22 protein-coding genes are annotated in these 24,769 nt (G+C 35.5%); all 22 read left to right on the top strand.

What is annotated here, in order from left to right; all coding sequences use genetic code 11:
• Positions 1 to 42: 42 nt before the first annotated feature.
• The 22 genes from R9X47_RS14085 to R9X47_RS13980 all read left to right on the top strand — a co-directional run bounded on the left by R9X47_RS14085 (position 43) and on the right by R9X47_RS13980 (position 24,697).
• Entirely contained in the window at positions 43 to 1,440 is a 1,398-nt protein-coding gene (locus tag R9X47_RS14085) for a TldD/PmbA family protein (protein WP_432667499.1), read from the top strand.
• Entirely contained in the window at positions 1,427 to 2,785 is a 1,359-nt protein-coding gene (locus R9X47_RS14080) for a TldD/PmbA family protein (RefSeq protein ID WP_432667498.1), read from the top strand. The genes R9X47_RS14085 and R9X47_RS14080 overlap by 14 nt, the downstream gene beginning before the upstream one ends.
• Before the next feature lie 209 nt (positions 2,786 to 2,994).
• Positions 2,995 to 3,720: a VWA domain-containing protein gene (locus R9X47_RS14075; protein ID WP_432667497.1), complete on the top strand. Its 726-nt coding sequence runs from the start codon at positions 2,995 to 2,997 to the stop codon at positions 3,718 to 3,720.
• 110 nt (positions 3,721 to 3,830) lie between these two features.
• Positions 3,831 to 4,727 (top strand): protein kinase domain-containing protein, encoded by an 897-nt coding sequence (locus R9X47_RS14070; RefSeq protein WP_432667496.1) that lies wholly within the window; start codon positions 3,831 to 3,833, stop codon positions 4,725 to 4,727.
• Between the two features lie 72 nt (positions 4,728 to 4,799).
• Positions 4,800 to 6,209, top strand: a complete 1,410-nt coding sequence (tilS, locus tag R9X47_RS14065) for a tRNA lysidine(34) synthetase TilS (RefSeq protein ID WP_432667495.1) — start codon at positions 4,800 to 4,802, stop codon at positions 6,207 to 6,209.
• 117 nt (positions 6,210 to 6,326) lie between these two features.
• The gene (gene ftsH, locus R9X47_RS14060) at positions 6,327 to 8,165 is read left to right on the top strand and encodes an ATP-dependent zinc metalloprotease FtsH (RefSeq protein ID WP_432667634.1); all 1,839 of its coding nucleotides are present in this window, start codon (positions 6,327 to 6,329) and stop codon (positions 8,163 to 8,165) included.
• 224 nt (positions 8,166 to 8,389) lie between these two features.
• Positions 8,390 to 8,782 (top strand): thioesterase family protein, encoded by a 393-nt coding sequence (locus R9X47_RS14055; RefSeq protein WP_432667494.1) that lies wholly within the window; start codon positions 8,390 to 8,392, stop codon positions 8,780 to 8,782.
• A gap of 421 nt (positions 8,783 to 9,203) precedes the next feature.
• Positions 9,204 to 10,046, top strand: a complete 843-nt coding sequence (locus R9X47_RS14050) for a fumarate hydratase (protein ID WP_432667493.1) — start codon at positions 9,204 to 9,206, stop codon at positions 10,044 to 10,046.
• Positions 10,047 to 10,204: 158 nt separating this feature from the next.
• Positions 10,205 to 10,762, top strand: coding sequence for a Fe-S-containing hydro-lyase (locus R9X47_RS14045; RefSeq protein ID WP_432667492.1), 558 nt, complete (start codon positions 10,205 to 10,207; stop codon positions 10,760 to 10,762).
• Positions 10,763 to 11,073: 311 nt separating this feature from the next.
• Positions 11,074 to 12,453: a hypothetical protein gene (locus R9X47_RS14040; protein ID WP_432667490.1), complete on the top strand. Its 1,380-nt coding sequence runs from the start codon at positions 11,074 to 11,076 to the stop codon at positions 12,451 to 12,453.
• Positions 12,454 to 12,703: 250 nt separating this feature from the next.
• Positions 12,704 to 13,039 carry a DUF3870 domain-containing protein gene (locus R9X47_RS14035; protein ID WP_432667489.1) on the top strand — a complete coding sequence of 112 codons (336 nt, stop codon included), beginning with the start codon at positions 12,704 to 12,706 and terminating at the stop codon, positions 13,037 to 13,039.
• 208 nt (positions 13,040 to 13,247) lie between these two features.
• Positions 13,248 to 14,747, top strand: coding sequence for an acetyl-CoA hydrolase/transferase family protein (locus R9X47_RS14030; RefSeq protein WP_432667488.1), 1,500 nt, complete (start codon positions 13,248 to 13,250; stop codon positions 14,745 to 14,747).
• A gap of 243 nt (positions 14,748 to 14,990) precedes the next feature.
• Positions 14,991 to 16,667, top strand: coding sequence for an acyl-CoA mutase large subunit family protein (locus R9X47_RS14025; RefSeq protein WP_432667633.1), 1,677 nt, complete (start codon positions 14,991 to 14,993; stop codon positions 16,665 to 16,667).
• A 45-nt stretch (positions 16,668 to 16,712) separates the two neighbouring features.
• A complete protein-coding gene (locus R9X47_RS14020; RefSeq protein ID WP_432667487.1) occupies positions 16,713 to 17,108 on the top strand; it encodes a cobalamin B12-binding domain-containing protein in 396 nt (131 codons plus the stop codon).
• A 211-nt stretch (positions 17,109 to 17,319) separates the two neighbouring features.
• Positions 17,320 to 18,249 carry a methylmalonyl Co-A mutase-associated GTPase MeaB gene (gene meaB / locus R9X47_RS14015; protein WP_432667486.1) on the top strand — a complete coding sequence of 310 codons (930 nt, stop codon included), beginning with the start codon at positions 17,320 to 17,322 and terminating at the stop codon, positions 18,247 to 18,249.
• 113 nt (positions 18,250 to 18,362) lie between these two features.
• Positions 18,363 to 18,764 (top strand): methylmalonyl-CoA epimerase, encoded by a 402-nt coding sequence (gene mce / locus R9X47_RS14010; protein ID WP_432667485.1) that lies wholly within the window; start codon positions 18,363 to 18,365, stop codon positions 18,762 to 18,764.
• A 108-nt stretch (positions 18,765 to 18,872) separates the two neighbouring features.
• Positions 18,873 to 20,423 (top strand): methylmalonyl-CoA decarboxylase subunit alpha, encoded by a 1,551-nt coding sequence (gene mmdA / locus R9X47_RS14005; protein WP_432667632.1) that lies wholly within the window; start codon positions 18,873 to 18,875, stop codon positions 20,421 to 20,423.
• A 48-nt stretch (positions 20,424 to 20,471) separates the two neighbouring features.
• Positions 20,472 to 20,831 carry an OadG family protein gene (locus tag R9X47_RS14000; RefSeq protein WP_432667484.1) on the top strand — a complete coding sequence of 120 codons (360 nt, stop codon included), beginning with the start codon at positions 20,472 to 20,474 and terminating at the stop codon, positions 20,829 to 20,831.
• Positions 20,832 to 20,863: 32 nt separating this feature from the next.
• Complete coding sequence (locus R9X47_RS13995; RefSeq protein ID WP_432667483.1) at positions 20,864 to 21,271, top strand: biotin/lipoyl-containing protein; 408 nt, start codon at positions 20,864 to 20,866, stop codon at positions 21,269 to 21,271.
• A gap of 49 nt (positions 21,272 to 21,320) precedes the next feature.
• On the top strand, positions 21,321 to 22,484 hold the full coding sequence (locus tag R9X47_RS13990) for a sodium ion-translocating decarboxylase subunit beta (protein WP_432663319.1): 1,164 nt from the start codon (positions 21,321 to 21,323) through the stop codon (positions 22,482 to 22,484).
• Between the two features lie 297 nt (positions 22,485 to 22,781).
• Entirely contained in the window at positions 22,782 to 23,765 is a 984-nt protein-coding gene (locus R9X47_RS13985; protein WP_432667482.1) for a biotin--[acetyl-CoA-carboxylase] ligase, read from the top strand.
• 158 nt (positions 23,766 to 23,923) lie between these two features.
• The gene (locus tag R9X47_RS13980) at positions 23,924 to 24,697 is read left to right on the top strand and encodes a type III pantothenate kinase (protein ID WP_432667481.1); all 774 of its coding nucleotides are present in this window, start codon (positions 23,924 to 23,926) and stop codon (positions 24,695 to 24,697) included.
• The last annotated feature ends 72 nt before the right edge of the window (positions 24,698 to 24,769 follow it).

Genomic DNA, 24,769 nt, shown 5'->3' with positions numbered 1-24,769 from the left:
GCGTCGTTAAGAGTAAATAATGTTATTTTGGGAGGAGAAAAAATGCTAAACAAAAATCTAGTAGAAGATGTATTGATTGCGGCTCTTTCTACCGGTGGAATATTTGCTGAAATATTTTTAGAAGATAGGCTGAATACAGCAATAGGTATGGTAGGTGGAAAGGTCGAAAATGCAATATCTGGTAGGGATTATGGGATAGGTATAAGAATATCCGATGGAACAAAGAGTGTATATGCATATACAAATGACACATCTAGGGAGAACTTGATTAAAGTGGCTAAGGAAACTGCCGCGGCCATAGACAACACAAGAAAAGATATTAGTATTAACTTTATGAAAGAAGAGCTTCAAAATAGACATAAAATATTAGTACCTCCGAGTGACGTTCTCAATTCTCAAAAGATAGATTTGATGAGGAGAGCCTATTCTGCTGCTAAGAACTATGACGAAGTAATTTCTCAAGTAAGGGTTAATTACCTAGACTATGAACAAAATGTCCTTATTGCAAACTCTGAAGGCCTGTTTGTAGAGGATAAAAGAGTTCGCACAAGGACTATGATTGAGGCCATTGCCTCTGCAAATGGTGAGATGCAATCGGGATACTTTGGACCGGGAGCACATATGGGTTTTGAATTTTATAAAAACGTTGATATAGAGGAATATGCTAGGGAGGCGGCAAGGACGGCTAAGACTATGGTTTTTGCTCAGGCTTCACCGAGTGGAAAGATGCCCGTTGTTATAGATAATGGTTTTGGAGGGGTAATTTTTCATGAAGCCTGTGGCCATGGATTAGAAGCTACGTCTGTTGCTAAGGGGACTTCCGTGTTTACTGATAAAATAGGAGAAAAGATTGCATCTGACGTAGTAACTGCCATAGATGATGGTACAATTCCAAATGCTTGGGGATCACAAAACATTGATGATGAAGGAACTCCTATGAAGAAAAATATACTTATAGAAAATGGGATACTAAAGGGATATCTAGTTGATAAGCTAAATGGAAGAAAAATGGGAATGGATTCTACTGGATCAGGAAGAAGACAGTCCTACAAATATGCTCCTACCTCAAGGATGACAAATACTTATATTGCTCCAGGCAAGCAAAGTCTTCAAGAGATAATAGAAAATACTGAATACGGCCTATATGCAAAGTACATGGGTGGTGGATCAGTAAATACTGCAACGGGAGATTTCAATTTTTCTGTTCGAGAAGGTTATCTAATTGAAAATGGCAAGATAAGCAAAGCTGTAAGGGGTGCTACCTTAATCGGAAACGGACCAGAAACTCTTAATAAAATTGACATGGTAGGAAGTAACCTAGCCCATGGGCAAGGCGTTTGTGGTTCTAAAAGTGGTGCCATACCGACAAATGTAGGCCAGCCAGCAATAAGAGTTCAGTCTATGACCGTTGGAGGAAGAAAGGGAGATGGCAATGAATAAAAGAGAGCTTGTAGAGATTCTATTTGAAAGAGGTAGAGAAAAGGGAATAGAGGTTATGGAGGCCTTTATCCAAAGAAGTAAAAAGCTTAATATAAGGGTTTTTAAAGGGGAAATAGATGACTATAATATCTCAGACGAAGATGGTCTATCTCTTAGAGGGATATATAAAGGTAAGATGGGATATTCATACACGGAAAAAATTGATGAAAGCTCTATAGAGATGCTTATTAAAGAAGTAATAGACAATGCGAAGGTCGTTGATAGTGATGATGAAGAGTTTATCTTTGAGGGGTCAAAGGAATATAAAAAAATTAACGGTTATAATGACGAACTAGATAAGGTCTCGAACCAGGAAAAGATAGAATTCACAAGATCTATGGAGGCAGAGGCCCTAAAGACAGATGAAAGGGTGGAAGCGGTTAATTACTGTGTATTTGGTGAACAAACAGTACATAGTACACTAATTAACACTAATGGCTTAAGCCTTGAGGATAAGTCAAATATTGCATATGGATACCTATCCGTTATGGTTAAGGATGGCGATGATGTCAAGACCGCAATGAAACATGTGATATCAAATGACTTTAGTAAGTTTAAGGCAAAAGAATTGGCTCAAGAGGCTGTAAAAGAAGCGGTATCTCAGCTAGGTGCCGATAGTATAGAATCCGATAACTATCCAGTAATTCTTAGAAATGAGGCTGCAGCAAGCCTTATAGAAGCATATAGCTCAATCTTCTCAGCTGAAAAGGTTCAAAAAGGACTTTCTATGTTAAAGGATAAGATAGAGGAAAATATTGCAAGTGATATCATAACCTTGATAGATGACCCTTATATGGAAGGTGGCGTGGCGTCAAGGTCCTTTGATGGAGAAGGTGTAGCCACGGAGAGAAAGAACGTTATAGAGAATGGCAAGCTCAAAACCTATCTCCATAATCTTAAATCAGCAAAAAAGGATGGAGTAAAGTCTACGGGTAATGGATATAAAGGTTCATATAAATCAACCGTATCGATTGCACCGACAAACATGTATATACAAAATGGAGATAAGGAATTCGATGATATGGTAGGAAATATCACAAAAGGTTTAATCATAATAGGTTTGCAAGGACTTCACGCCGGTGTAAACACTGTGTCAGGAGACTTTTCCTTATCGGCCAATGGATACCTAATAGAAAATGGCGAAATTTCCAAAGCTGTGAATCAAATCACTGTTGCTGGCAATTTCTATGAAATGATGAAAAACGTTGTTGAAGTAGGAAATGATTTAGAGTTTACTTTCCCAGGAGGAGGATATATTGGTTCTCCATCTCTAAAGATTAGTGAACTTTCTATTTCAGGTAAATAAAGATATAGCATAGATGGGGGTGTCTCAGAATGACGAATTTCTGAGATAGCTCCATTTTTTAGTATATTTCGCGGAGAAAGATCTGACCCAAACAATGTGGATACGATGCACCCCTTAGTTTTTATTTCTTTTAGAGTATAAAATTCGTTGGATTTGCATATACTAAACTAATGGACAACCTATGAAAAAAACTGGGGGGAATGAACAAAATGAAAATCGATCAAATTATAGTTGTTACTGATGGAAGGTCCAATATAGGAGGCGACCCAACTATAGCGGCTAGAGAAGCTGCCCGAAATAATATTATAGTAAGTGCAATAGGTATAGTTGGCAAAGGAGAAGATGATGAAAGTCCTATAGAAGAAGTACAAAGAATAGCCCAAAGTGGTAAAGGACAATGGGAGCTTACCTATATAGAAGATCTGAGTGCTACACTTCAGCTGGTAACACAAAGAACCGTAAACCAGACCCTAAATAATGTAGTGAATAAGCAATTAAAAGAAATCATCGGAGCAGAACTTGAGGATATAAAACCTCAAAAGAGAAATAAGTTCATAGAATACGTTGAGAATCTAGGCGATGAAATCCATATAAAATGCTGCATACTCATGGATTGTAGTGGAAGCATGAAGCCTAAAATACATAAAGCAAGGGATAGTATATTAGATCTAATGAATTCCTTTAACAGTAGGAAAGGAAAAAGTGAAATTGCAGTTATAGCCTTTCCAGGAACAAATGAGGATATGACAAATGTAATTAATGATTTTACAGATGATGTTGAATATATTAAAAAGCGAATATACGACATGAAACCCAATGGTACTACTCCAACAGCCCCTGCCATTTATAAAGCAATAGAAATATTTTCAAATAAATCCCCGAACTCAAATGAGATAATACAAGAAGAACCTCTTTTTACAGATAGCATTGTTTAGATCTGTTAGTAGAATAGAAAGCGGCTATATAAAGATAAACGACACTATGATTAATTTCCGAAGTTGTTTGTTCTTATTAGCCGCTTTAAATTTAAATGAAAGAGTTTAAAATGAGATTAAAGGGAAAAATAATAACGGGGAAATGGAATAAGAATCAATATAAGGTTATGGGGATATTAGGAGAAGGTGGAACAGGGACTGTTTATAAAGTGCTAGATATAAAAAGTAAATTATACCATGCACTAAAAGTTTCTGAGGACTTACAAAGTATCACTAAGGAATCGAATAGATTGGTTGAGTTTTCTGATATCAATTCAATACCTAATTGTATTGAATTAGATGACTACGAGGAAGATGGGAAAACATACTATTTTATAGTAATAGATTATATAAATGGACAAAACTTCAAAGAATATATTTTAAAAAATAAGTTGGATTTAAGAGAAATAGTGGGAATAGTAATAATAATCGGTGAAATGATTAATGACCTACATGGAAGAGGCTATATCTTTGCTGATTTAAAGCTTGAAAATATCATGGTAGATAGAGAAAAAGGAAAAATTAGAGTGATAGACCTAGGTGGGGTAGTTCAAATCGACAGTAGTATAAAAGAGTTCACCCCCCTATACGATAGAGCTAGATGGAATATGGGTGCAAGAAAGGCCGATACTGGCTATGATCTTTTCGCACTATGTATGATGATGGTTAATCTAATCATTAAAGACGAAAAGAAATTGATTAGGATGACTGTAGCAGACATAGTATATGAACTTAAAACAAGAAGGATAAATAGAGACCTTGTTGAATTATTAAAAAGAGGGTTATATCAGAAAAGAATAGAATTTAGTGAGTTTACTTCAGAATTGAAAAAAATATATAAAACTCTTCGATTTAAAAGGAAAATAGGATATAATGATAGAGTTAACCTAGTAATTAATACTTTTTTTATAGGAACTGCCTTAAGTTTTTTTACAATATTAATTATTATAATTAAAGAAATTTTATGAAGATTAAAGGACATAGAGTCCTTTTGTTTTGTCTAGATTAGGGATAAAAAATGGTAGTTGGAGAGATAAACTATGGGAATAATAGAAAAGGTTTTGAAAACCATTAAAAATCACAAACTCATAGAAAAAAATGAAGGTGTTGTAGTAGGCGTTTCAGGAGGACCTGATTCTATTTGTCTACTGCATCTTTTGTGGAGATTATGTGAAGAACTTAGCCTAAAAATCTTTGTCGTTCATCTTGATCATCAATTTAGAGGTATAGAAGCCAAGAAGGATGCAGAATATGTAGAGGAAATTTGTGAAAAGATAGGAGTAAAGTCCTACATATTTTCCTATGATGTTAACAAGTATAGCAAAGAGAAGGGTATAACCTTTGAAGAAGCAGGAAGAGAACTAAGATATAAATTATTTGATAAGGTTGCTAAGGAAACAGGTGCAACTAAAATTGCAGTTGCGCAAAATCGTAATGACCAAGCAGAGACTGTGCTAATGAGGCTTATGAGAGGATCAGGATTAGAAGGTCTTACTGCCATAGGATATAAAAGAGATGGGAAAATAATAAGACCATTACTTGATATAACACGACAAGAAATCGAGGACTATTGTGAGGAAAACAATCTGAAACCTAGAATAGATAAGACAAACTTAGAAACCATATATACAAGAAATAAAATCAGACTAGAACTCATACCATACATAGAAAACAATTTTAATTCTCGGGTTATAGATGCTCTATGGAGAAGTTCTAACTTACTTAGAGATGATAGTGACTATCTGGCTAAAGCAGCAGCTAAAGAATTGAAGAATATAACCATATCAAATAATAGTAATAATTACTCTCTAGACTTGGAGAAGTTTGGTATGTTGCACATTTCTATGAAGAGAAGAGTCCTCAGAAGAGTTATCGATGAAGTTAAAGGAAATCTAAAGGATATAAGTTTAAAACATATAGAAGGAATAATTAAGCTTACAAATAGAAATAACGTTGGATCAAAGATAGATTTGCCTGGGCATATCATTGTGGAGCTTGGGTATAATAGTATAGATGTTAAAACAGAAAAATTTATAAAAGAAAAGATTAAAAACCGTGATTTTGAGTATAAACTATATATGGATGAAACTACACCTCTTGAAGCTTTAAATGCATCTATGAAAGTGGAAATAGTGTCCTCATCTGATAGACATAATAGCACAGAGGGCAGAAACACAATTTTTCTTGATTATGATAAGGTCAAAGGAGGCTTGTTTATACGAAATAGAAAAGACGGAGACAAATTTCAGCCCCTAGGAATGAAGGGTACGAAGAAAATAAAGGATTATTTTATTGATCAAAAAATTCCAAAAGAAATTAGAAATGAAATTCCAATATTATGTGATGAAAAAGGAATTATATGGATTGTGGGATATCGAATGAGTGAAAACTATAAAATTGACATAAAAACCGATAAAGTAATTAAAATAACTTATATGAAGGTTGTCTAGAAAATTAAAATATGTTAAAATTAAGAGACTAATTTTTTGAGTTTGAAAGGAGGAGGATTCTTGAGAAAGTTTTTTAGAGGCGCAAGCTTTTATATATTGATATTTATCATAATATTGATGATAGTTCAATTTTATACAAAACAGCCCGAGCAAGTAAAAGATTTACCATTTTCAGAGCTTACAACTAATTTAGAAAATAATAACGTGGCGGAGATGACACTAACCAACAATAGGGTAAAAGGTACATTGAAGGTTGAAGGTGCAGAGGGTGTAGACTTTACATCTTATATACCAGAAGCAATTAATACTGAAACCTTTACTCAGAATTACATTTTTCCAGCCATAAAAAATGGATTAAAGCTTACAGGAGAACCTCCAGCAGGCACTCCGTGGTTTATAGATATACTTCCTTCTGTATTTATGGTTTTAATATTTGTTGTATTTTGGTTTGTATTTATGCAACAATCTCAAGGTGGAGGAAGCAGAGTAATGTCCTTCGGTAAGAGTAAAGCAAAGTTACATAAGGATGAAAACAGTAAAAAAGTTACATTTAAAGAAGTTGCAGGTCTCGATGAAGAAAAGGAAGAGCTAAAGGAAATAGTAGATTTCTTAAAGAATCCGAGAAAATATATAGAATTGGGAGCAAGAATTCCAAAGGGAGTTCTTATGGTTGGGCCTCCGGGAACTGGTAAAACTTATTTATCCCGTGCAGTTGCTGGTGAAGCCGGTGTTCCATTCTTTAGTATAAGTGGTTCAGACTTTGTGGAGATGTTTGTTGGTGTAGGTGCTTCAAGGGTTCGTGATTTATTTGAACAGGCGAAGAAAAACTCACCATGTATAGTCTTTATAGACGAGATAGATGCAGTTGGTAGAAAAAGAGGAGCCGGTTTAGGTGGAGGTCACGATGAAAGAGAACAAACCCTAAATCAGTTGCTAGTTGAAATGGATGGATTTGGTATAAATGAAGGTATCATTATCATCGCAGCTACAAATAGACCAGACATATTAGATCCAGCCCTACTTAGACCAGGTAGATTCGATAGACAAGTAGTAGTTGGAATACCTGATATAAAAGGAAGAGAAGCAATACTTGAGGTTCATACAAACAACAAACCTTTAGCAGAGGATGTTAACCTAAAGGTATTGGCTAGAAGAACACCAGGATTTACACCTGCTGATCTTGAAAACCTATTGAATGAAGCTGCATTACTTTCAGCTAGAAAAGATAAAAAGAAAATTCATATGGATACATTGGAAGAAGCTATTACTAAAGTTATAGCTGGACCAGAGAAGAAGAGTAGAGTTATAAGTGAAAAGGATAGAAGGTTAACGGCTTATCATGAGGCAGGTCATGCCGTTGTTGCTAGGCTTTTACCTAATACAGATCCTGTTCACCAAGTAACAATCATTCCTAGAGGTAGAGCTGGTGGATTTACCATGATTCTTCCTAAGGAAGATAAATACTATATGACTAAAACGGAAATGGAAGAAAGAATAATTCATCTACTAGGTGGTAGAGTTGCAGAACAATTAATTCTTCATGATATCAGTACTGGAGCTCAAAATGACCTTCAGAGAACTACTGATATAGCTAGAAGTATGGTTACTCAATACGGTATGAGTAAGAACCTTGGAACTATGACCTATGGATCTGGTGAAGAAGTATTCTTAGGAAGAGATTTCTCTTCTAAAAAGGATTACTCAGAAGAGGTAGCTGCTCAAATAGATAAGGAAACAAGAGATATAATAGACAATGGATACGAAACTGCTGAAAGACTTTTATCTGAAAATCTAGATAAACTTCATGAGGTTGCTAAGGCATTATTAAAGCATGAAACCTTAAATGCAGATGACTTTGAAATTGTATTTACAGAAGGAATGGAAGCCCTAGAAAAGTCTGAAGGTAATGACGATGTATGGCCTAAAGTAGATCGTGATGATGAAGAAGAAGAATAGACTTCTAATCAATCTGTAAAAATCAATAACTTTAATGAATTGAATATAATAACAATAAAAACCCTCATAAATTGAGGGTTTTTAATTTTGAGGTCATTTTTCAAAGAAAAATCTGATCAAAGCGAAGGGAATCGATGTCCCTTTGCTTTTATTTATATTGAATAATTTGATATAATGATTCTGTAAGAAAACTAACAATACATTATGTTGAGGAGTGAAAAAACATGGAATTTAAACTTGAAGTGGGTATGAAAGCAGAAATTGATAAAGTAGTTAGTGATAATGATACTGCAGCAAGCTTTGGAAGTGGTTCAGTGTTAGTTTTGGCTACGCCTATGATGATTGGATTAATGGAAAATGCTGCACTAAAGGCAGTTGATCCACACTTACCTGAGAACTTTGCTACAGTTGGAATACATTTAGACGTAAAACACTTAGCTGCTACACCTGTAGGAATGAAAGCTACAGCAAAGGCTGAGATTATAGAGATAAAGGGTAAAAAATTGAAATTTAAAATTGAAGCCTATGATGAAAAAGAAAAAATTGGTGAAGGATACCATAGTAGATACATAATTGACGTACCTAAGTTTATTGAAGCTACCAACAATAAGTTATAAAAATAACAAAAAACACAAATACATCATGGATAAAGTAGGAAAAAAAATCAAAAAAAATACGAGAATATTTGAATACAAATAAAAAATGGTGTATAATTAAGATAAATTAATAAAAAAGTGAATTTAATTAAATAAAAGACACAAATATGACATTCCCTATTTTATATGAAGTATAAAGTAGTCAGTCATTTTTGTGAAAACAATAACTATGTGTTGCCAGATTTCTATCAAAGTGATTTCCCATCACTTATTACTTAGATGTCGAACGGCATAGGAATTTCGCTTTCAAAAAGCGTTAGTTCCTATGTCGTTTTTATTTTTCAAAAAATAAAGTAGGAACTATTGAAGAGTAGCGGCTTGATTTGAAGCTCAACGCATCACAACAAAATAGGTGAAAATAATAAAAATGGAGGTGAGGGTGATGAGAGAAGTTAATGTTAAGGAAATTCAAGATGCTGTAAAGGATATGTGTATAAGTGCAAACTATAACTTAGGAAATGATGTGGTTAAAGCATTTGAATCTTCCCTAGAAAATGAAGAATCTCCTATAGCAAAAGAAATTTTAGATAATCTAATAAAAAATAGTGAGATTGCAAGGGAAAAAAGCGTTCCAATGTGCCAAGATACTGGAATGGCAGTAATATTTATAGAGATAGGCCAAGATGTCAGACTGATAGGGGGAGACTTAAAAGAGGCTATCAATGAAGGCGTAAGGCAGGGGTATAAAGATGGATTTCTAAGAAAATCTGTAGTAGGAGATCCGCTGATTAGAAAAAATACTGGAGATAATACACCAGCAATAATATATATAGATATTGTTCCAGGAGATAAGATAAAAATAGTATTTGCTCCAAAGGGCTTTGGTAGTGAAAATATGAGTAAAACTAAGATGCTTAAGCCATCCGATGGAATTAGTGGAGTTGAAGAATTTGTTATTGAAACCGTTAGTGCAGCTGGACCTAATCCATGTCCCCCTATAGTTGTTGGCGTAGGAATTGGCGGGACATTAGATAAAGCCTGTCAAATAGCAAAAATGGCACTCTTAAGGCCTATTGGTGAAAGTAATGAGACGGAGTATATCAAGGAATTAGAAAAAAGACTCTTAGAAAAGATTAATAATCTCGGAATAGGGCCTCAAGGCTTAGGTGGTAGAACTACAGCCCTTGCAGTTAATATAGAAGCTTTTGCTACCCATATAGCAGGACTTCCTGTAGCGGTTAATATAAACTGTCATGCCTCGAGGCATGAGGAGAGAATTATCTAATTGGTAATCATGATTAGGAAAACGATTGTTTCAATATGCGTACAATTTGACTTTGATTTACAGTTATAAACTGCTTAAAAAAGTGAAAAAAACTACATTTAAAGCTTGCATTTTAAGAGCGTGAACAATATTTTTATGCAAAAAGGAGAGAATACAAGATGTCTGGCAAAGTAAAAAAAGTTACTACTCCTTTAACAGAAGAAAAACTTAAGGATTTAAGGGCGGGAGATACAGTATATATAAATGGAACTATTTATACTGGAAGAGATGCAGCCCATCAAAGACTTATAGACACCTTGCAAAGAGGAGAAGATCTTCCAGTAGACCTAACTGATCAAATAATTTATTATGTTGGACCTGCCCCTGCAAAGCCAGGTCAAGTAATAGGTTCAGCAGGACCGACAACTAGCTACAGAATGGACGATTTGACTGTACCGCTGTTGGAACTTGGACTAAATGGAATGATTGGTAAAGGCAGTAGAGGACAAAATGTCATTGATGGTATGAAAGAACATGGGGCAGTATACTTCGCCGCCATCGGTGGAGCAGGTGCACTGATTTCTGATTCCATAAAGGAATGTGAGATTGTAGCCTATGATGATCTAGGGCCTGAAGCCATTAGAAAACTAAAGGTAGAAAACTTTCCCGTTATTGTTGTTATAGATAGTGAGGGCAATAATTTGTACGAAAGTGAAAGAAAGAAGTATCAAAGATAGTAGGAGCAGTGATGATTGGTGTATAGAAGGATATTGAATAATAGATATTTTTATAAGATAGGATTTTACACGGTGCGACATATGGGATTATCAGATTTTTAATTAATTATGAGCAAGATACTTGAATTAAGGAAGCTGATAATTATTGAAATCATGAAAATAAATTATATCTTTAGGCTTATGTATGCCGTTTCGTGTAATTATAAAATTACAAGAAGTCAAAATAGCTTGAAAGGAGGATCGTTAAAAAAGAGAAATACGAGAAAGCATTCATTTTAGATTAATAAAATTTAGAAGAGGGGGCAAAAAATATGAAAATTATAGATTTTAATATTATAGCTTGGATATTGAATCCATTTATACTCATGTTTTTAGCAGTTTTTACAGGTATGCTATTCGGTAAAATAAAATTTGGTAAATTCAACTTTGGAGTATCAGGAACACTATTCTCAGGTCTAGTTATTGGATGGTGGGCACTTAAATACGCTCAAGGGCTTGGAGAAAATAAGGCTGCTGTTAAATTAATAAAGTCAGGAGTTATACCAAAGGACTTTTTCTACTTATTCCTTATCCTATTCGTTGCAGCCGTTGGACTTTTAGCAGCTAAGGATATGGGTGTAGTTCTTAAGAAATATGGTGCAAAATTCGTAATCTTAGGATTTATAATAACTTTACTTGGTGCAGGTGCAACCTACGGAATGACACTGCTTAGTGGTGCATTAAATATTAAATCTACTCCATACGAGGTATCTGGTGTTTATACGGGAGCACTTACCAGTTCACCGGGACTTGCAGCTGCAATAGAAACTGCAAGAGGCCATTCAAGTCACAGGGTTGAAGAATTCAATACAGCTAGCTTGGAAGAAAAAGAAGTTATCTTAAAGGATATTGGTGTAGATCCAAGCACAGTTGATTTGGCAACTTATAAGCTAACTCCAGAGCAAGGAGATCAATTTATTAAAAATGCGGAGGCTGGTATTGGTGTAGGTCATGCTATCGGATATCCATTTGGAGTTCTTATAGTTATACTTGCAGTAAACTTCTTCCCTAAAATATTTGGAATTAGTGTTGACGAAGAAATGAAGAACCTTAGAGCTGAGATGGAAGCGGCTAAAGGAACTTCAGGTGTGAAGGAAATTCCAGAAGTAAGCTTCGACTTAACAGCATTTGCAGTAGCGTGCTTCTTTGGATATACATTAGGTAAGTTTAAAGTTTACCTTGGACCTCTTGGATATTTCAGTCTAGGTTCAACAGGTGGAGTTCTTATTGGTTCTCTTATCTTAGGCTACATTGGTAAGATTGGAAATCTACACTTTAGAATGAACAACAAAATATTAGGAGTAGTAAGACAAGTATCATTAGCCTTTTTCTTAGCAATAGTTGGTTTAAGATATGGTTTCAAGGTGTTTGATGCCTTAACTGGATCTGGTGCTTACTTAGCCGTAGTTTCTCTAGTTGTTGGAGTAGTGGCAATGATGATTGGCTTCTTTATAGGAAAATATGTATTCAAAATCAATTGGATCATGTTATCAGGAGCTATATGTGGTGGTATGACATCCACACCAGGACTTGGAGCAGCTATAGATGCAGTTGGTAGTGATGAGCCAGCAGCTGGTTATGGAGCAACTTATCCGTTTGCACTCCTTGGAATGGTTATATTCACAATCATACTACACAACTTACCGATGTAATAATAGTTTGATACAGTTTAAAAGAATAGTAGATGTAAATATTGGTTATCTATAAAGATATAATGTGGATTAATATTGAGGTTTTATAAAATTGAAGATTTTGTCTTAAAAGTATATCCAACATACTTCACATCTTGTTAAAAAAATGTTAAAATGAATGGGGAGTAGGGGACAGTTAGAAAAAACTTAACCTCTATTTCAAAATAAGTGTATAGTTAAAACAATCTTATATAAGTAAGAAGGCGATATATTGGATCCTAATGAAATCTTTTTAACCGGATATGCTAAGCTTCCAAAGGGAATAACTGCCACTGAGCTCTATAGAGTTATTGCCGTAGGCTTAATAGTAAATAAGGAGACCGGTGTCATTGTAGACGCAGACTGCTCTTTAGTTACAAGGGTTGCAAAGGAGTTCTTTAAAGAACTTGTGCTAGGGAAGAACCTAAATGATTATGGTGAGCTCCAGAAGGCACTAAAGGAGAAGTATTTTGGATCTGCAAAAAAAGCGTTAATTTCAGCGCTTAAGACGTGTCATGAGAAATTCAAGCAAATTAAAGATAATAACTTTGAACCAGAAGAAAACTAAAAATCTCGATTAATCCACATTTAACTTTATTATTTACGGGAACAAAATGCCCTTTTGTTCTATTAATGAATGAAGGAAAGTTAGATAACTGGTAGTTTTTGTGTACAATATTCCAGTCTATCTAGCTTTTTTTTGTTGAAAAATCAATATTTAAGTAATAGTTTCGTATATAGAATTGAAAAAATGTAAATATTAGGGAGGAATCGTGATGATAACAGATAGAATAAGAAGAGAAGACCTTAGAAATAAAATAATGTCAGCTGATGAAGCAGCTATGTTTATAAAAGATGGAATGATAATGGCAACTAGTGGTTTTACACCATCAGGTTATCCAAAGGCAGTACCATTAGCTATAGCTAAAAGAGCAGAAAATGGAGAAAAAATAGGATTAACTGTTATTACTGGTGCTTCGGTTGGTGATGAATTAGATGGTGCCCTTTCAAGAACAGGTGTTATGAAAAGAAGATATCCATACCAAACTAATAAATCATCTAGAAATGCTATAAACGAAGGTAAAGTTATGTACCAAGACATGCATTTAAGTCATGTTGCGCAGTTTATAAACTATGGTTACTTAGGAAAAATAGATGTTGCAGTTGTAGAAGCTTTGGCAATAACTGAAGAGGGTGGAATTATACCAACTTCATCTGTTGGAATATCTCCACAAGCAATTAGCAATGCAGACATCGTAATAGTTGAGATAAATACAAGCCAACCAATGGAACTAGAGGGTATGCATGATATATACATGACTGAAAACCCTCCACATAGAAAACCTATTCCTATTATTAGTTCTGGAGATAGAATAGGTACACCATATATTCCTTGTGATCCAGAAAAAATAGTAGCGATAGTTGAATGTGACATTAAGGATAATGTTAGACCACTTGGACCTATAGATGAAGATTCTAAAAAGATTTCTAGTCATATAATTGAGTTTTTAGAGCATGAAGTTAAAGTAGGAAGATTGCCTAGGAACCTATTACCACTTCAATCAGGAGTTGGTTCAGTAGCTAATGCAGTTTTAGGTGGTTTAGTTGAGTCTAAATTTGAAAACTTAACTTGCTATACAGAGGTTATCCAGGATTCAATGTTTGACCTAATAGATGCAGGAAAAGTAACTGTAGCTTCAGGTTGTTCATTAACTCCTTCTGAAGAAGGGTTAAAGAGACTACATGAAAACATGGAGCACTACTCTAAGTACTGTATTTTAAGACCATTAGAAATTTCAAATCATCCAGAAGTAGCTAGAAGACTTGGAGTAATAGCAATGAACACTGCTATAGAGTTCGATATGTATGGGCATGTAAACTCAACAAATATAATGGGATCAAGAATGATGAATGGTCTTGGTGGTTCAGGAGATTTTACTAGAAATGCGTATCTTTCAATATTTACAACTGTATCGACAGCTAAAAATGGAGATATCTCTTCAGTAGTGCCAATGGTTTCACACGTTGATCATACTGAACATGACGTTGCAGTTGTAGTTACAGAGCAAGGTTTAGCAGATCTAAGAAATACTTCACCAACTGAGAGAGCTAAGAGAATCATAGAAAAGTGTGCTCACCCAGATTATAAACCAATGCTTAAGGACTACTTTGAAAGAGCAAGCAAGGGTAAGTTTAAGCATCAACCACATATAATTGGTGAATCATTGTCTTGGCACGCTAGATTCCTAGAAACAGGCTCAATGAAAATTAAGTAATTTAGTATGGTATAGCTATATCACATATATGTATACAAAGTCCCCGCTTTATACAAGTATAAAACAAGCGAATCTAATTACTAATTAATTGATTTATGTTATCCTATATAGAGTGATATGTGATATAGCTAAAAATATAATTTTTATTTTGAGATTTTAATATCTGAGAATTATGGTTTGAACCTGTATTCAAATTATAATTCTCAGCATATTAAAAAAGACATCAAAAAAGGAGGAAAAATGATGTTTGATAAGGAAAAAATGACCCAAATTAAAGAAGGCTATGAAGCCTTTGATCAAAAAACTAAACAATCATTAGAGAAAAGACCAGAAAGACAAGAGAATTTCTACACAGGATCTGGTGATGAGGTAAACAGATTATATACACCAGCTGACATTGAAAATCTTGACTACAACGAAGACTTAGGAATGCCAGGAGCATATCCATACACTCGTGGAGCACAGCCTACAATGTACAGAGGAAGACTTTGGACAATGAGAATGTACGCTGGATTTGCTACAGCAGAAGAATCAAACAAGAGATACAAGTACCTTATAGAGCAAGGTTCTATGGGTTTATCTGTTGCATTTGACCTTCCAACACAAATAGGTTATGACTCAGATCATTCATTATCAGAAGGTGAAGTTGGTAAAGTTGGGGTTGCTATCGACTCATTAGCTGATATGGAATTATTATTTGATGGAATACCACTTGACAAAGTAAGTACTTCAATGACTATAAATGCACCTGCATCAGTATTACTAGCTATGTACATAGCAGTTGGAGAGAAGCAAGGTGTTAGCGCAGATCTATTAAGAGGAACAATCCAAAACGATATATTAAAAGAGTATATAGCTCGTGGAACATATATATTCCCAACAGAGCCATCAATGAGACTTATCACTAACATCTTTGAATACTGTTCAAAGGAAGTTCCTAAGTGGAACACAATAAGTATCTCAGGTTACCACATTAGAGAAGCAGGTTCAACGGCTGCTCAAGAGGTTGGATTCACGTTAGCTGATGGTATTGCATACGTTGATGCTGCTATCAAAGCTGGACTAGACGTAGATTCATTTGCACCTAGACTTTCATTCTTCTTCAATGCTCACAATGACCTATTAGAGGAAGTTGCTAAGTTTAGAGCAGCAAGAAGACTATGGGCTAAGATCATGAAGGAAAGATTTGGAGCAAAGAAAGCTAATTCAATGAGACTTAAGTTCCATACACAAACTGGTGGATCTACATTAACTGCACAACAGCCAGAAAATAACATAGTTCGTGTTGCTATACAAACACTTGCAGCAGTACTTGGTGGAACTCAGTCATTACACACTAACTCTAAGGACGAAGCATTAGCTCTTCCAACTGAAGATTCAGTAAGAGTAGCACTTAGAACTCAACAAGTTGTAGCATACGAAAGTGGTGTTACAAATACAGTTGACCCATTAGCTGGTTCATACTACATCGAAGCTAAGACTAAAGAAATCGAAGACAAAGCTATGGAATACATTAAGAAGATTGACGAAATCGGTGGAGCGCCAAAGGCTATCGATATGGGATACATCCAACAAGAAATCATGGATGCAGCTTATCAATATCAAAAAGAAGTTGAATCTAACGAGAGAATTGTTGTTGGTATGAACAAGTTCCAAATCGAAGAAGAAGCTCCTAAGGGACTTCTTAGAGTTGATCCATCTGTTGGAGAACTTCAAAAAGGCAAGCTTGCTAAGTTAAGAGCTGAAAGAGATAACGATGCTGTTACAGAGAAATTAGAAGCTTTAAGAAAGGCATGTGAAGGTGACGACAACCTAATGCCATTCATATTAGATGCTGTTAGAGTTTATGGTACTCTAGGAGAAATCTGTGGAGTAATGAGAGAAGTATTTGGTGAATATCAACAATCTGTTAACTTATAGATAGAAGTAAGGAAACACGTTATTAAAGATAAGGAGGAAAATTTAATGGATAGACCTATTAGAGTTTTAGTTGCTAAGCCGGGCCTAGATGGTCATGATAGAGGAGCTAAAGTTATAGCTAGAGCGTTAAGAGATGCGGGGATGGAAGTTATCTATACAGGACTTAGACAAACTCCTGAGCAAATAGTAAGTGCAGCAGTTCAAGAGGACGTTGATGTAGTTGCAATGAGTATATTATCAGGAGCACACAACACTTTACTTCCAAAGGTAGTAGAGCTTTTAAAGGCTGAAGATGCTGAGGATATGTTAGTTGTTGGTGGTGGAGTTATTCCTGATGAAGATATCCCATTCTTAAAGGAAAAGGGAATAGCAGAAGTATTTACTCCTGGTACTCCAACTCAAGTTACTATAGATTACATTAAAGAAAACGTAAAAGCATAATTTAGATAAAACATAACTGGTGATAGGGTTTCACCCTATTACCAGTATATATAAAGTTCCAAGTTTCATGTTACAAGTTCCAAGAGAACCATTTGAATATGGATTAAAGTACTTGTAATTTGAAACATGAAATTTGAAGCTAAAAAGGTGTCGTTGGACTCCTATATCGTCCAAGATTACTGACTTTGTCAAAATAGGTGGTGTTATACGAATGGAACTTGCTGAAAAATTACTGAATGGTAATAAAAGAGCAGCTGCAAGGCTTATAACTTTATTAGAGAATAAGGATCCAGAAGCCTTTAAAATCCTTAAAAAATTATATCCTAAATCTGGTAATGCCTATGTAATAGGTATAACTGGACCACCGGGGGCAGGCAAGAGTACACTCACTGATAAGCTTGTTAAGGCCCTTAGAAAAAGGGATAAGAAGATAGGTATTGTTGCTGTTGATCCTACAAGTCCTTTTACAGGAGGATCAATACTTGGAGATAGAGTAAGAATGTCTGATCTTAACTTAGACCGTGGAGTTTTCATCAGAAGTATGGGAGCGAGAGGTCACCTTGGAGGTTTATCTGAATCTACTCAGGCTGCTGTTAAGGTACTTGATATTTATGGTTGTGATTATATATTCATTGAAACCGTTGGTGTAGGTCAATCAGAAGTAGATATAGTTAAAAGCTGTGACACTACTATTATGGTAATGGTTCCAGGTCTTGGAGACGATATACAAGCAATTAAGGCGGGAATTATGGAAATAGGGGATGTGTTTGCAGTAAACAAAGCTGACCGAGATGGGGCGAAAAGAACAGCAAGAGAGATTAACATGATGCTGGACTTTAACAAAGCAGATTGGCGCCCACCGGTTGAATTAGTTGTAGCAGTAGAAAATAAAGGGGTAGAGGAACTTTTAGCCCATGTAGAAGAACACAAGAACTACCTAGAAGATACTGGAGAAAAAGAAGCTAGGAGAACTAAGAACAGTAAAAACGAAATAATTGACTTAGTTCAACAAAAGCTTATGGGTATATTACTAGATAAATCTAATAAAGAAGAAATGATTGATTCACTAGCAAAAGATGTGGCGATCAGAAAAATTGATCCTTACACAGCTTGTGAACAAGTATTTGAAAAGCTAAAGTAAATCTTTAAGCTACAACCTTAGGCAGTTGACAGATGCAGGTGACCAATGAAGGTTGGTACTATTATATATAAATGATTAATTAAATTAGTAATAATATTGAAGGAGGAGCTAGAATGAAAGTTTTAAAGGTAGATCATATTGGGATAGCTGTTAAAAATTTAGATGAAACATTAAAGTTTTATACTGAAGCATTAGGATTAGAGCTTCATGGGACAGAAACTGTAGAGGAACAAAAGGTAAAGGTAGCTTTCTTACCAGTAGGAGATACAGAGGTAGAGCTTCTTGAATCAACTTCACCTGATGGACCTATTGCTAAATTCATTGATAAAAAGGGAGAAGGAATCCAACACATAGCTTTCAAAGTTGAAAATATCGAAGAAGCAATTGCACACATGAAGGAAAAGGGTTTCAGAATGATCGATGAAAAGCCAAGATACGGAGCTGGTGGAGCTAAGATTGCGTTCATGCATCCAAAGAGTTCTCACGGTGTGTTAGTTGAACTTAGCGAAAGATAATTAAGGGACTTTAAGCTAATAAAATCAGCAGAGATAAAATTAAGCAACTTTAAAAGAGATCACAGATCTTGATGTTGCTTACCTATAATATGTGCAATAGGAGGTAGAATAATGGCTGTAAATAAATTAGAAGATTTACGTAAACGCCGCCAGAAAGTAATGGAAGGCGGTGGAGCAAAAAGAATAGAGAAGCAGCATGCAAAGGGTAAGCTTACTGCAAGGGAAAGAATAAACCTTCTATTTGATGAAGGAACCTTTGTAGAACTTGATGCATTTGTTACTCATAGATGTACAAACTTTGGAATGGAAAAATTAGAAGCTCCTGGTGAAGGTGTAGTATCAGGCTACGGAATGGTAGATGGAAGATTAGTTTATGCCTATGCTCAAGACTTTACTGTTGTTGGTGGTTCTCTTGGAGAAATGCATGCAGCAAAAATATGTAAAGTGTTAGACAATGCTTTAAAAGTAGGAGCACCAGTAGTAGGACTTAATGATTCCGGTGGAGCAAGAATCCAAGAAGCAGTAGATGCTCTTTCAGGATACGGAAAAATATTTTACAAAAATACAATAGCTTCAGGTGTAATCCCACAGATATCAGCTATCATGGGACCTTGTGCAGGTGGAGCGGTATATTCACCAGCATTAACTGATTTCATATACATGGTAGACCAAACTAGCCAGATGTTCATAACAGGACCACAGGTTATCAAGACGGTTACTGGAGAAGAAGTGTCAGCAGAAGCACTAGGTGGAGCTATGACACACAATAGAACAAGTGGTGTGGCTCAATTCGTAGCATCAAATGATGAAGACTGTATAGCACAGATTAGAAGATTACTTAGCTTCTTACCATCAAACAATATGGAGACAGCTCCAGTATTTGAAACAAGTGATGATATAAATAAAATCATACCAGAACTTGATTCAATTATTCCAGACAATCCAAATAAGCCATACGATATGAAGGATGTTATCTCATTAATAGTAGATGATGGTGACTTCTATGAATATCAACCTTTCTTTGCACAAAATATACTTACTTGCTTTGCAAGAATCAATGGAAGCACAGTAGGAATCATAGCAAACCAACCAAAGGTACTTGCAGGATGTCTTGATATCAATGCTTCTGATAAATCTTCAAGATTCATAAGAACTTGTGATGCCTTCAATATACCATTACTTAACATAATAGACGTACCAGGATTCCTACCGGGAACTAATCAAGAATATGGTGGAATCATCAGACATGGTGCTAAGATGCTTTATGCATATAGTGAAGCGACTGTACCGAAGGTATCTCTTATCGTAAGAAAGGCATATGGTGGATCGTATCTAGCTATGTGTTCAAAAGACCTTGGGGCAGATATGGTAATCGCATGGCCATCTGCTGAAATAGCAGTTATGGGACCAAAGGGAGCAGCAAATATCATCTTTAGAAAAGATATATCAGGTGCAGAGGACCCTGCGGCAATGAGACAAAAGAAAATCGACGAGTATACTGCAGAGTTTGCAACGCCTTACAAAGCAGCAGAAAGAGGATTCGTTGATGACGTAATAGAACCAAGCACTACAAGACCAAGACTTGTTGATGCATTTAATATGTTAGCTTCTAAGAGAGATACAAGACCATCTAAGAAGCACGGAAATATTCCACTATAAAATAATATAGGCAGACTCTAAAGTAATATAGGAAAAGAGGTGGGAAGATTGTTTGGTGAAAGTATTACTTTTGCAGACGGATTACTTATCACAGCCCTAGGTATGGGAGTAACCTTTGCTGCACTAATAGCATTATCCTTTATGTTGGACTTGATGAAACTGTTATTCTATAAAGAACCAAAAAAAGCTCCTGTTAAGGTTGAGCCTAGACCTAAGGCAGCTCCAGAGAGCCCGGCACCAGCAAAAGAAGATGATGAAGAGCTTGTAGCAGTAATTACAGCAGCGGTAGCTGCAAGTTTAAATACATCTACCCACAATATAGTTGTAAGGAATATTGTGAGGTTACCGGACGCAACTCCAGCATGGGGTAGAGCAGGTAGAATTGATCAAATGAATAAAATGTTATAGAAAATCCCATATGAGCAGAAGGAGGAACAATAATGAGAAAATTTAATATAACTGTGAATGGTAAGGCATATGAAGTAGAAGTAGAGGAAGTAGGAGGAGTACAATCGGCTCCAGTATCAAGACCAGCAGCAGCTCCTAGAGCAGCAGCGCCAGCGGCTGCACCAAAGCCAGCTACGCCAGCACCAGCACCAAAGCCAGCGGCTGCGCCAGCACCGGCACCGGCAGGAGGAAACACTATAACAGCGCCAATGCCAGGAACAATCCTTGATATAAAGGTAAATGTAGGAGATACAGTTTCAAATGGTGATGTACTACTTATATTAGAAGCTATGAAAATGGAAAATGAAATAATGGCACCGGCAGGTGGAAAGGTAGTATCAGTAAATGCTACTAAGGGAGCATCCGTAAATGCAGGAGATGTTTTAATAGTACTAGGATAACATACAATATAGGATTAAAATTTAATATGAAAGTGAGGGAGAATACAGGATGTTTTTAGAACTGATTAACAACTTTTTCGCAAGTACAGGATACGTTGCTTTAACATGGCAAGCCATTGTAATGTTAGGTATAGCTTGTATACTACTTTACTTAGCTATAGTAAAGCAATATGAACCTTTACTATTGCTCCCTATTGCCTTTGGAATGCTCCTTGCTAATATCCCATTAGCAGGACTAATGGATTATCCAGTTTACGAAGTAGGAAAAGATGGATTACCCCACTTAAAACAGCTAGGTGGTTTATTATATTATCTATATCAAGGGGTAAAGCTTGGAATATATCCTCCACTTATCTTCATGGGTGTAGGAGCAATGACGGATTTCGGACCACTAATAGCAAACCCAAGAAGTTTACTTTTAGGAGCGGCAGCACAGTTTGGTATATTTACAACATTCTTAGGAGCCGTTGCATTAGGATTTACAGGACCAGAGGCAGCATCAATAGGTATAATAGGTGGAGCAGATGGACCAACAGCAATATTTCTAACATCTAAACTTGCACCACATCTACTAGGACCTATAGCAGTAGCGGCATATTCATATATGGCACTAGTACCAATAATCCAGCCACCAATTATGAAGGCCCTTACAACAAAGGAAGAAAGACAAATAAAGATGGAGCAATTAAGAGTCGTTACAAAAACAGAGAAAATTATATTTCCAATAGCAGTTACGTTGCTTGGAGCTCTATTACTGCCATCAGCAACAGGGTTATTAGGAATGCTAATGCTAGGTAACCTATTTAGAGAATCAGGAGTAGTAGATAGAATACTTAAAACAGCACAAAACGAATTAATAAACATAGTAACAATATTCCTAGGAATAACAGTTGGAGCAACAGCAAGTGCCGATAAATTTCTTAAGGTACAAACATTAATGATAATAGGACTTGGATTATTAGCCTTCTGTGTAGGAACAGCAACAGGAACATTATTTGGAAGACTAATGTGTAAATTAACAGGAGGAAAGGTTAATCCACTAATTGGTTCAGCAGGAGTATCGGCAGTACCAATGGCGGCAAGGGTATCACAAGTAGTAGGACAGAAAGAAAACCCATCAAACTTCCTACTGATGCATGCAATGGGACCTAACGTTGCAGGAGTTATAGGCTCGGCTATTGCAGCTGGGGTACTGTTATCACTATTTGGATAAAAAACAGGCTTATATGCCTGTTTTTTTCTCTCAATATAGGCCCTGAAAAATTGTCTTTACAGCCATAAACTTTATTTTTACATGTGGTTCAATTTAATATATAATTGAGAAGAGTGAGAATAGAGTCCTAGAACTTAATAATAGATCTTTTTGATTTTAAGTCTTCAAATACTTGATGTCTATTGAATTTTGAAGAATAAAATGAAGAAGGTTTATTATAAAATTAAAGTCTTTACTCAAATCTTAATTTAGATATGCAAATACAGGGGAGTTTTGTATAGAAATGGAGGGCTAAGGTTGAAAAGAGACGTGTTAGAAGTCCTTAAAAAGAATAAGAATAGCTTTATATCTGGAGAGCACTTAAGTAATCAACTAGGCGTAACCAGAACTTCTATATGGAAATATATAAATGTTTTAAAAAAAGAAGGATATAAAATAGAATCGATATCGAGAAAGGGATACAAGCTTATTGAAGAGCCAGATACCCTATCAAAGGACGAGCTCTTAATAGAACTTGAGGAAAATAGGCTTGGTGATAGTATTTACTACCTTCAGCAAATTGACTCTACAAATAATTATGCCAAAAAACTAGCCTTAGATGGTGCTGTAGAAGGAACGATAGTACTTGGTGAAGAGCAAACTGGTGGAAGAGGAAGATTGGGACGACAATGGGTCTCACCGCCAGGGACAAATGTTTATATGTCAATGCTATTAAGGCCACCTATATATCCTAATGAAGCGGCAAAAATAACGGAGATAACTGCAGCAGCGGTTGCAAACGCTATAACTAATGTTACAGGTGTCGAAACAGGAATAAAGTGGCCAAATGATATAATCCTTGATAATAAAAAGGTATGTGGAATATTGACGGAAATGAATGCAGAACTAAACAATATAAATTATGTAATAGTAGGAATAGGAATAAACGTAAACATAGATGAGTTTCCTGAAGAAATAAGTAATATAGCTACATCTATAAAGAGAGTTTTAGGCTCAGAGGTTTCGAGAAAAGATATTGTAATTAATATAGTAAGAGAGTTTGAAAAACTATACTATGACTTCATCGATACAGGAAGCCTTAAAAGCACCGTGGATATCTGTAAGAAAAAATCAGTTACTGTAGGAAGAACAGTAAGGATTATTAATAAAAAGGAAACTATTATCGCAGAGGCCATAGACATAACTGAAAATGGAGAATTAGTTATAAAAAAGGATGACGGAGAAATAATAAATGTTATATCTGGGGAAGTATCTGTAAGAGGAATAGATAATTATGTATAGTATTTAACCAATAGAATCTCATTAATCTCTTTCAGAGGATTTTTAATGAAAAATTAGAAGGATATAACAGGTTATTAGTCCCCGTATTATTATTGATATGGTTTTTGAAAAATGATATTATACTTAAGATGATTATAAATGACGAGTAGGTGATTGAAGTGTTGTTAGCTTTTGATGTTGGAAATACAAATATTGTATTAGGTGTATATAAGGATAAAGAATTAATAAGATATTGGAGAATGTCTACAGATAAATCAAAGACATCCGATGAACTCGGGATGCTAGTAAATCAATTATTTAAATATGAAGGATTAGACCTGAAGGACGTTACTGACGTAATAATATCTTCGGTAGTGCCGACTATTATGTATTCTCTTCAGCATATGGCCTATAAATTTTGTGATAAAGATGCCATTGTAGTTGGACCGGGAATAAAGACAGGAATAAATATAAAATATGATAATCCTAGAATGGTTGGTGCCGATAGAATAGTAAATGCCGTTTCAGCCTTTCATAAATATGGTGGACCCTTAGTAGTAGTTGATTTCGGAACTGCAACTACATTTTGTGCTATATCGGAAAAGTGTGAATACCTAGGCGGAGTAATTTCACCGGGTATAAAAATATCCAGTGATGCACTATTCCAGAGAGCTGCTAAGCTTCCAAGGGTAGAACTTGCTAAGCCCAAAAAGGTTATATGTAAAAATACCATTCAAAGTATGCAGTCGGGAATCATTTATGGTTATGTAGGTTTAGTTGACTATTTAGTTGAAAGAATGAAGGATGAATTAAAAAATAAAAAGGTTAAGGTAATAGCAACAGGAGGACTAGCAACATTAATATCATCAGAATCAAAAACAATAGATCATGTAGACAAATTCTTAACCCTAGAGGGCTTAAGATTGATATATGAGATGAATAGAGAGGAATAGAGTACAACAGCTGGGGTCACTGCTTAATAGTCAATGTTGAGGCTAGAAATAGGATTTCTAATCGAGCATTCT

It is taken from the genome of Wukongibacter baidiensis (genome assembly GCF_050888315.1).
Lineage (GTDB): Bacteria > Bacillota > Clostridia > Peptostreptococcales > Caminicellaceae > Wukongibacter > Wukongibacter baidiensis.
The sequence above is the reverse complement of the archived record's forward strand: the minus strand, read 5'-3'. Positions and strand labels throughout refer to the sequence as shown.

Bases quoted from the DNA above. Each gene is read 5' to 3' on its own strand.
- R9X47_RS14085 (WP_432667499.1), top strand. From the start codon at position 43: ATGCTAAACAAAAATCTAGTAGAAGATGTATTGATTGCGGCTCTTTCT.
- R9X47_RS14080 (WP_432667498.1), top strand. From the start codon at position 1,427: ATGGCAATGAATAAAAGAGAGCTTGTAGAGATTCTATTTGAAAGAGGT.
- R9X47_RS14075 (WP_432667497.1), top strand. From the start codon at position 2,995: ATGAAAATCGATCAAATTATAGTTGTTACTGATGGAAGGTCCAATATA.
- R9X47_RS14070 (WP_432667496.1), top strand. From the start codon at position 3,831: ATGAGATTAAAGGGAAAAATAATAACGGGGAAATGGAATAAGAATCAA.
- tilS (WP_432667495.1), top strand. From the start codon at position 4,800: ATGGGAATAATAGAAAAGGTTTTGAAAACCATTAAAAATCACAAACTC.
- ftsH (WP_432667634.1), top strand. From the start codon at position 6,327: ATGATAGTTCAATTTTATACAAAACAGCCCGAGCAAGTAAAAGATTTA.
- R9X47_RS14055 (WP_432667494.1), top strand. From the start codon at position 8,390: ATGGAATTTAAACTTGAAGTGGGTATGAAAGCAGAAATTGATAAAGTA.
- R9X47_RS14050 (WP_432667493.1), top strand. From the start codon at position 9,204: ATGAGAGAAGTTAATGTTAAGGAAATTCAAGATGCTGTAAAGGATATG.
- R9X47_RS14045 (WP_432667492.1), top strand. From the start codon at position 10,205: ATGTCTGGCAAAGTAAAAAAAGTTACTACTCCTTTAACAGAAGAAAAA.
- R9X47_RS14040 (WP_432667490.1), top strand. From the start codon at position 11,074: ATGAAAATTATAGATTTTAATATTATAGCTTGGATATTGAATCCATTT.
- R9X47_RS14030 (WP_432667488.1), top strand. From the start codon at position 13,248: ATGATAACAGATAGAATAAGAAGAGAAGACCTTAGAAATAAAATAATG.
- R9X47_RS14025 (WP_432667633.1), top strand. From the start codon at position 14,991: ATGTTTGATAAGGAAAAAATGACCCAAATTAAAGAAGGCTATGAAGCC.
- R9X47_RS14020 (WP_432667487.1), top strand. From the start codon at position 16,713: ATGGATAGACCTATTAGAGTTTTAGTTGCTAAGCCGGGCCTAGATGGT.
- meaB (WP_432667486.1), top strand. From the start codon at position 17,320: ATGGAACTTGCTGAAAAATTACTGAATGGTAATAAAAGAGCAGCTGCA.
- mce (WP_432667485.1), top strand. From the start codon at position 18,363: ATGAAAGTTTTAAAGGTAGATCATATTGGGATAGCTGTTAAAAATTTA.
- R9X47_RS13995 (WP_432667483.1), top strand. From the start codon at position 20,864: ATGAGAAAATTTAATATAACTGTGAATGGTAAGGCATATGAAGTAGAA.
- R9X47_RS13990 (WP_432663319.1), top strand. From the start codon at position 21,321: ATGTTTTTAGAACTGATTAACAACTTTTTCGCAAGTACAGGATACGTT.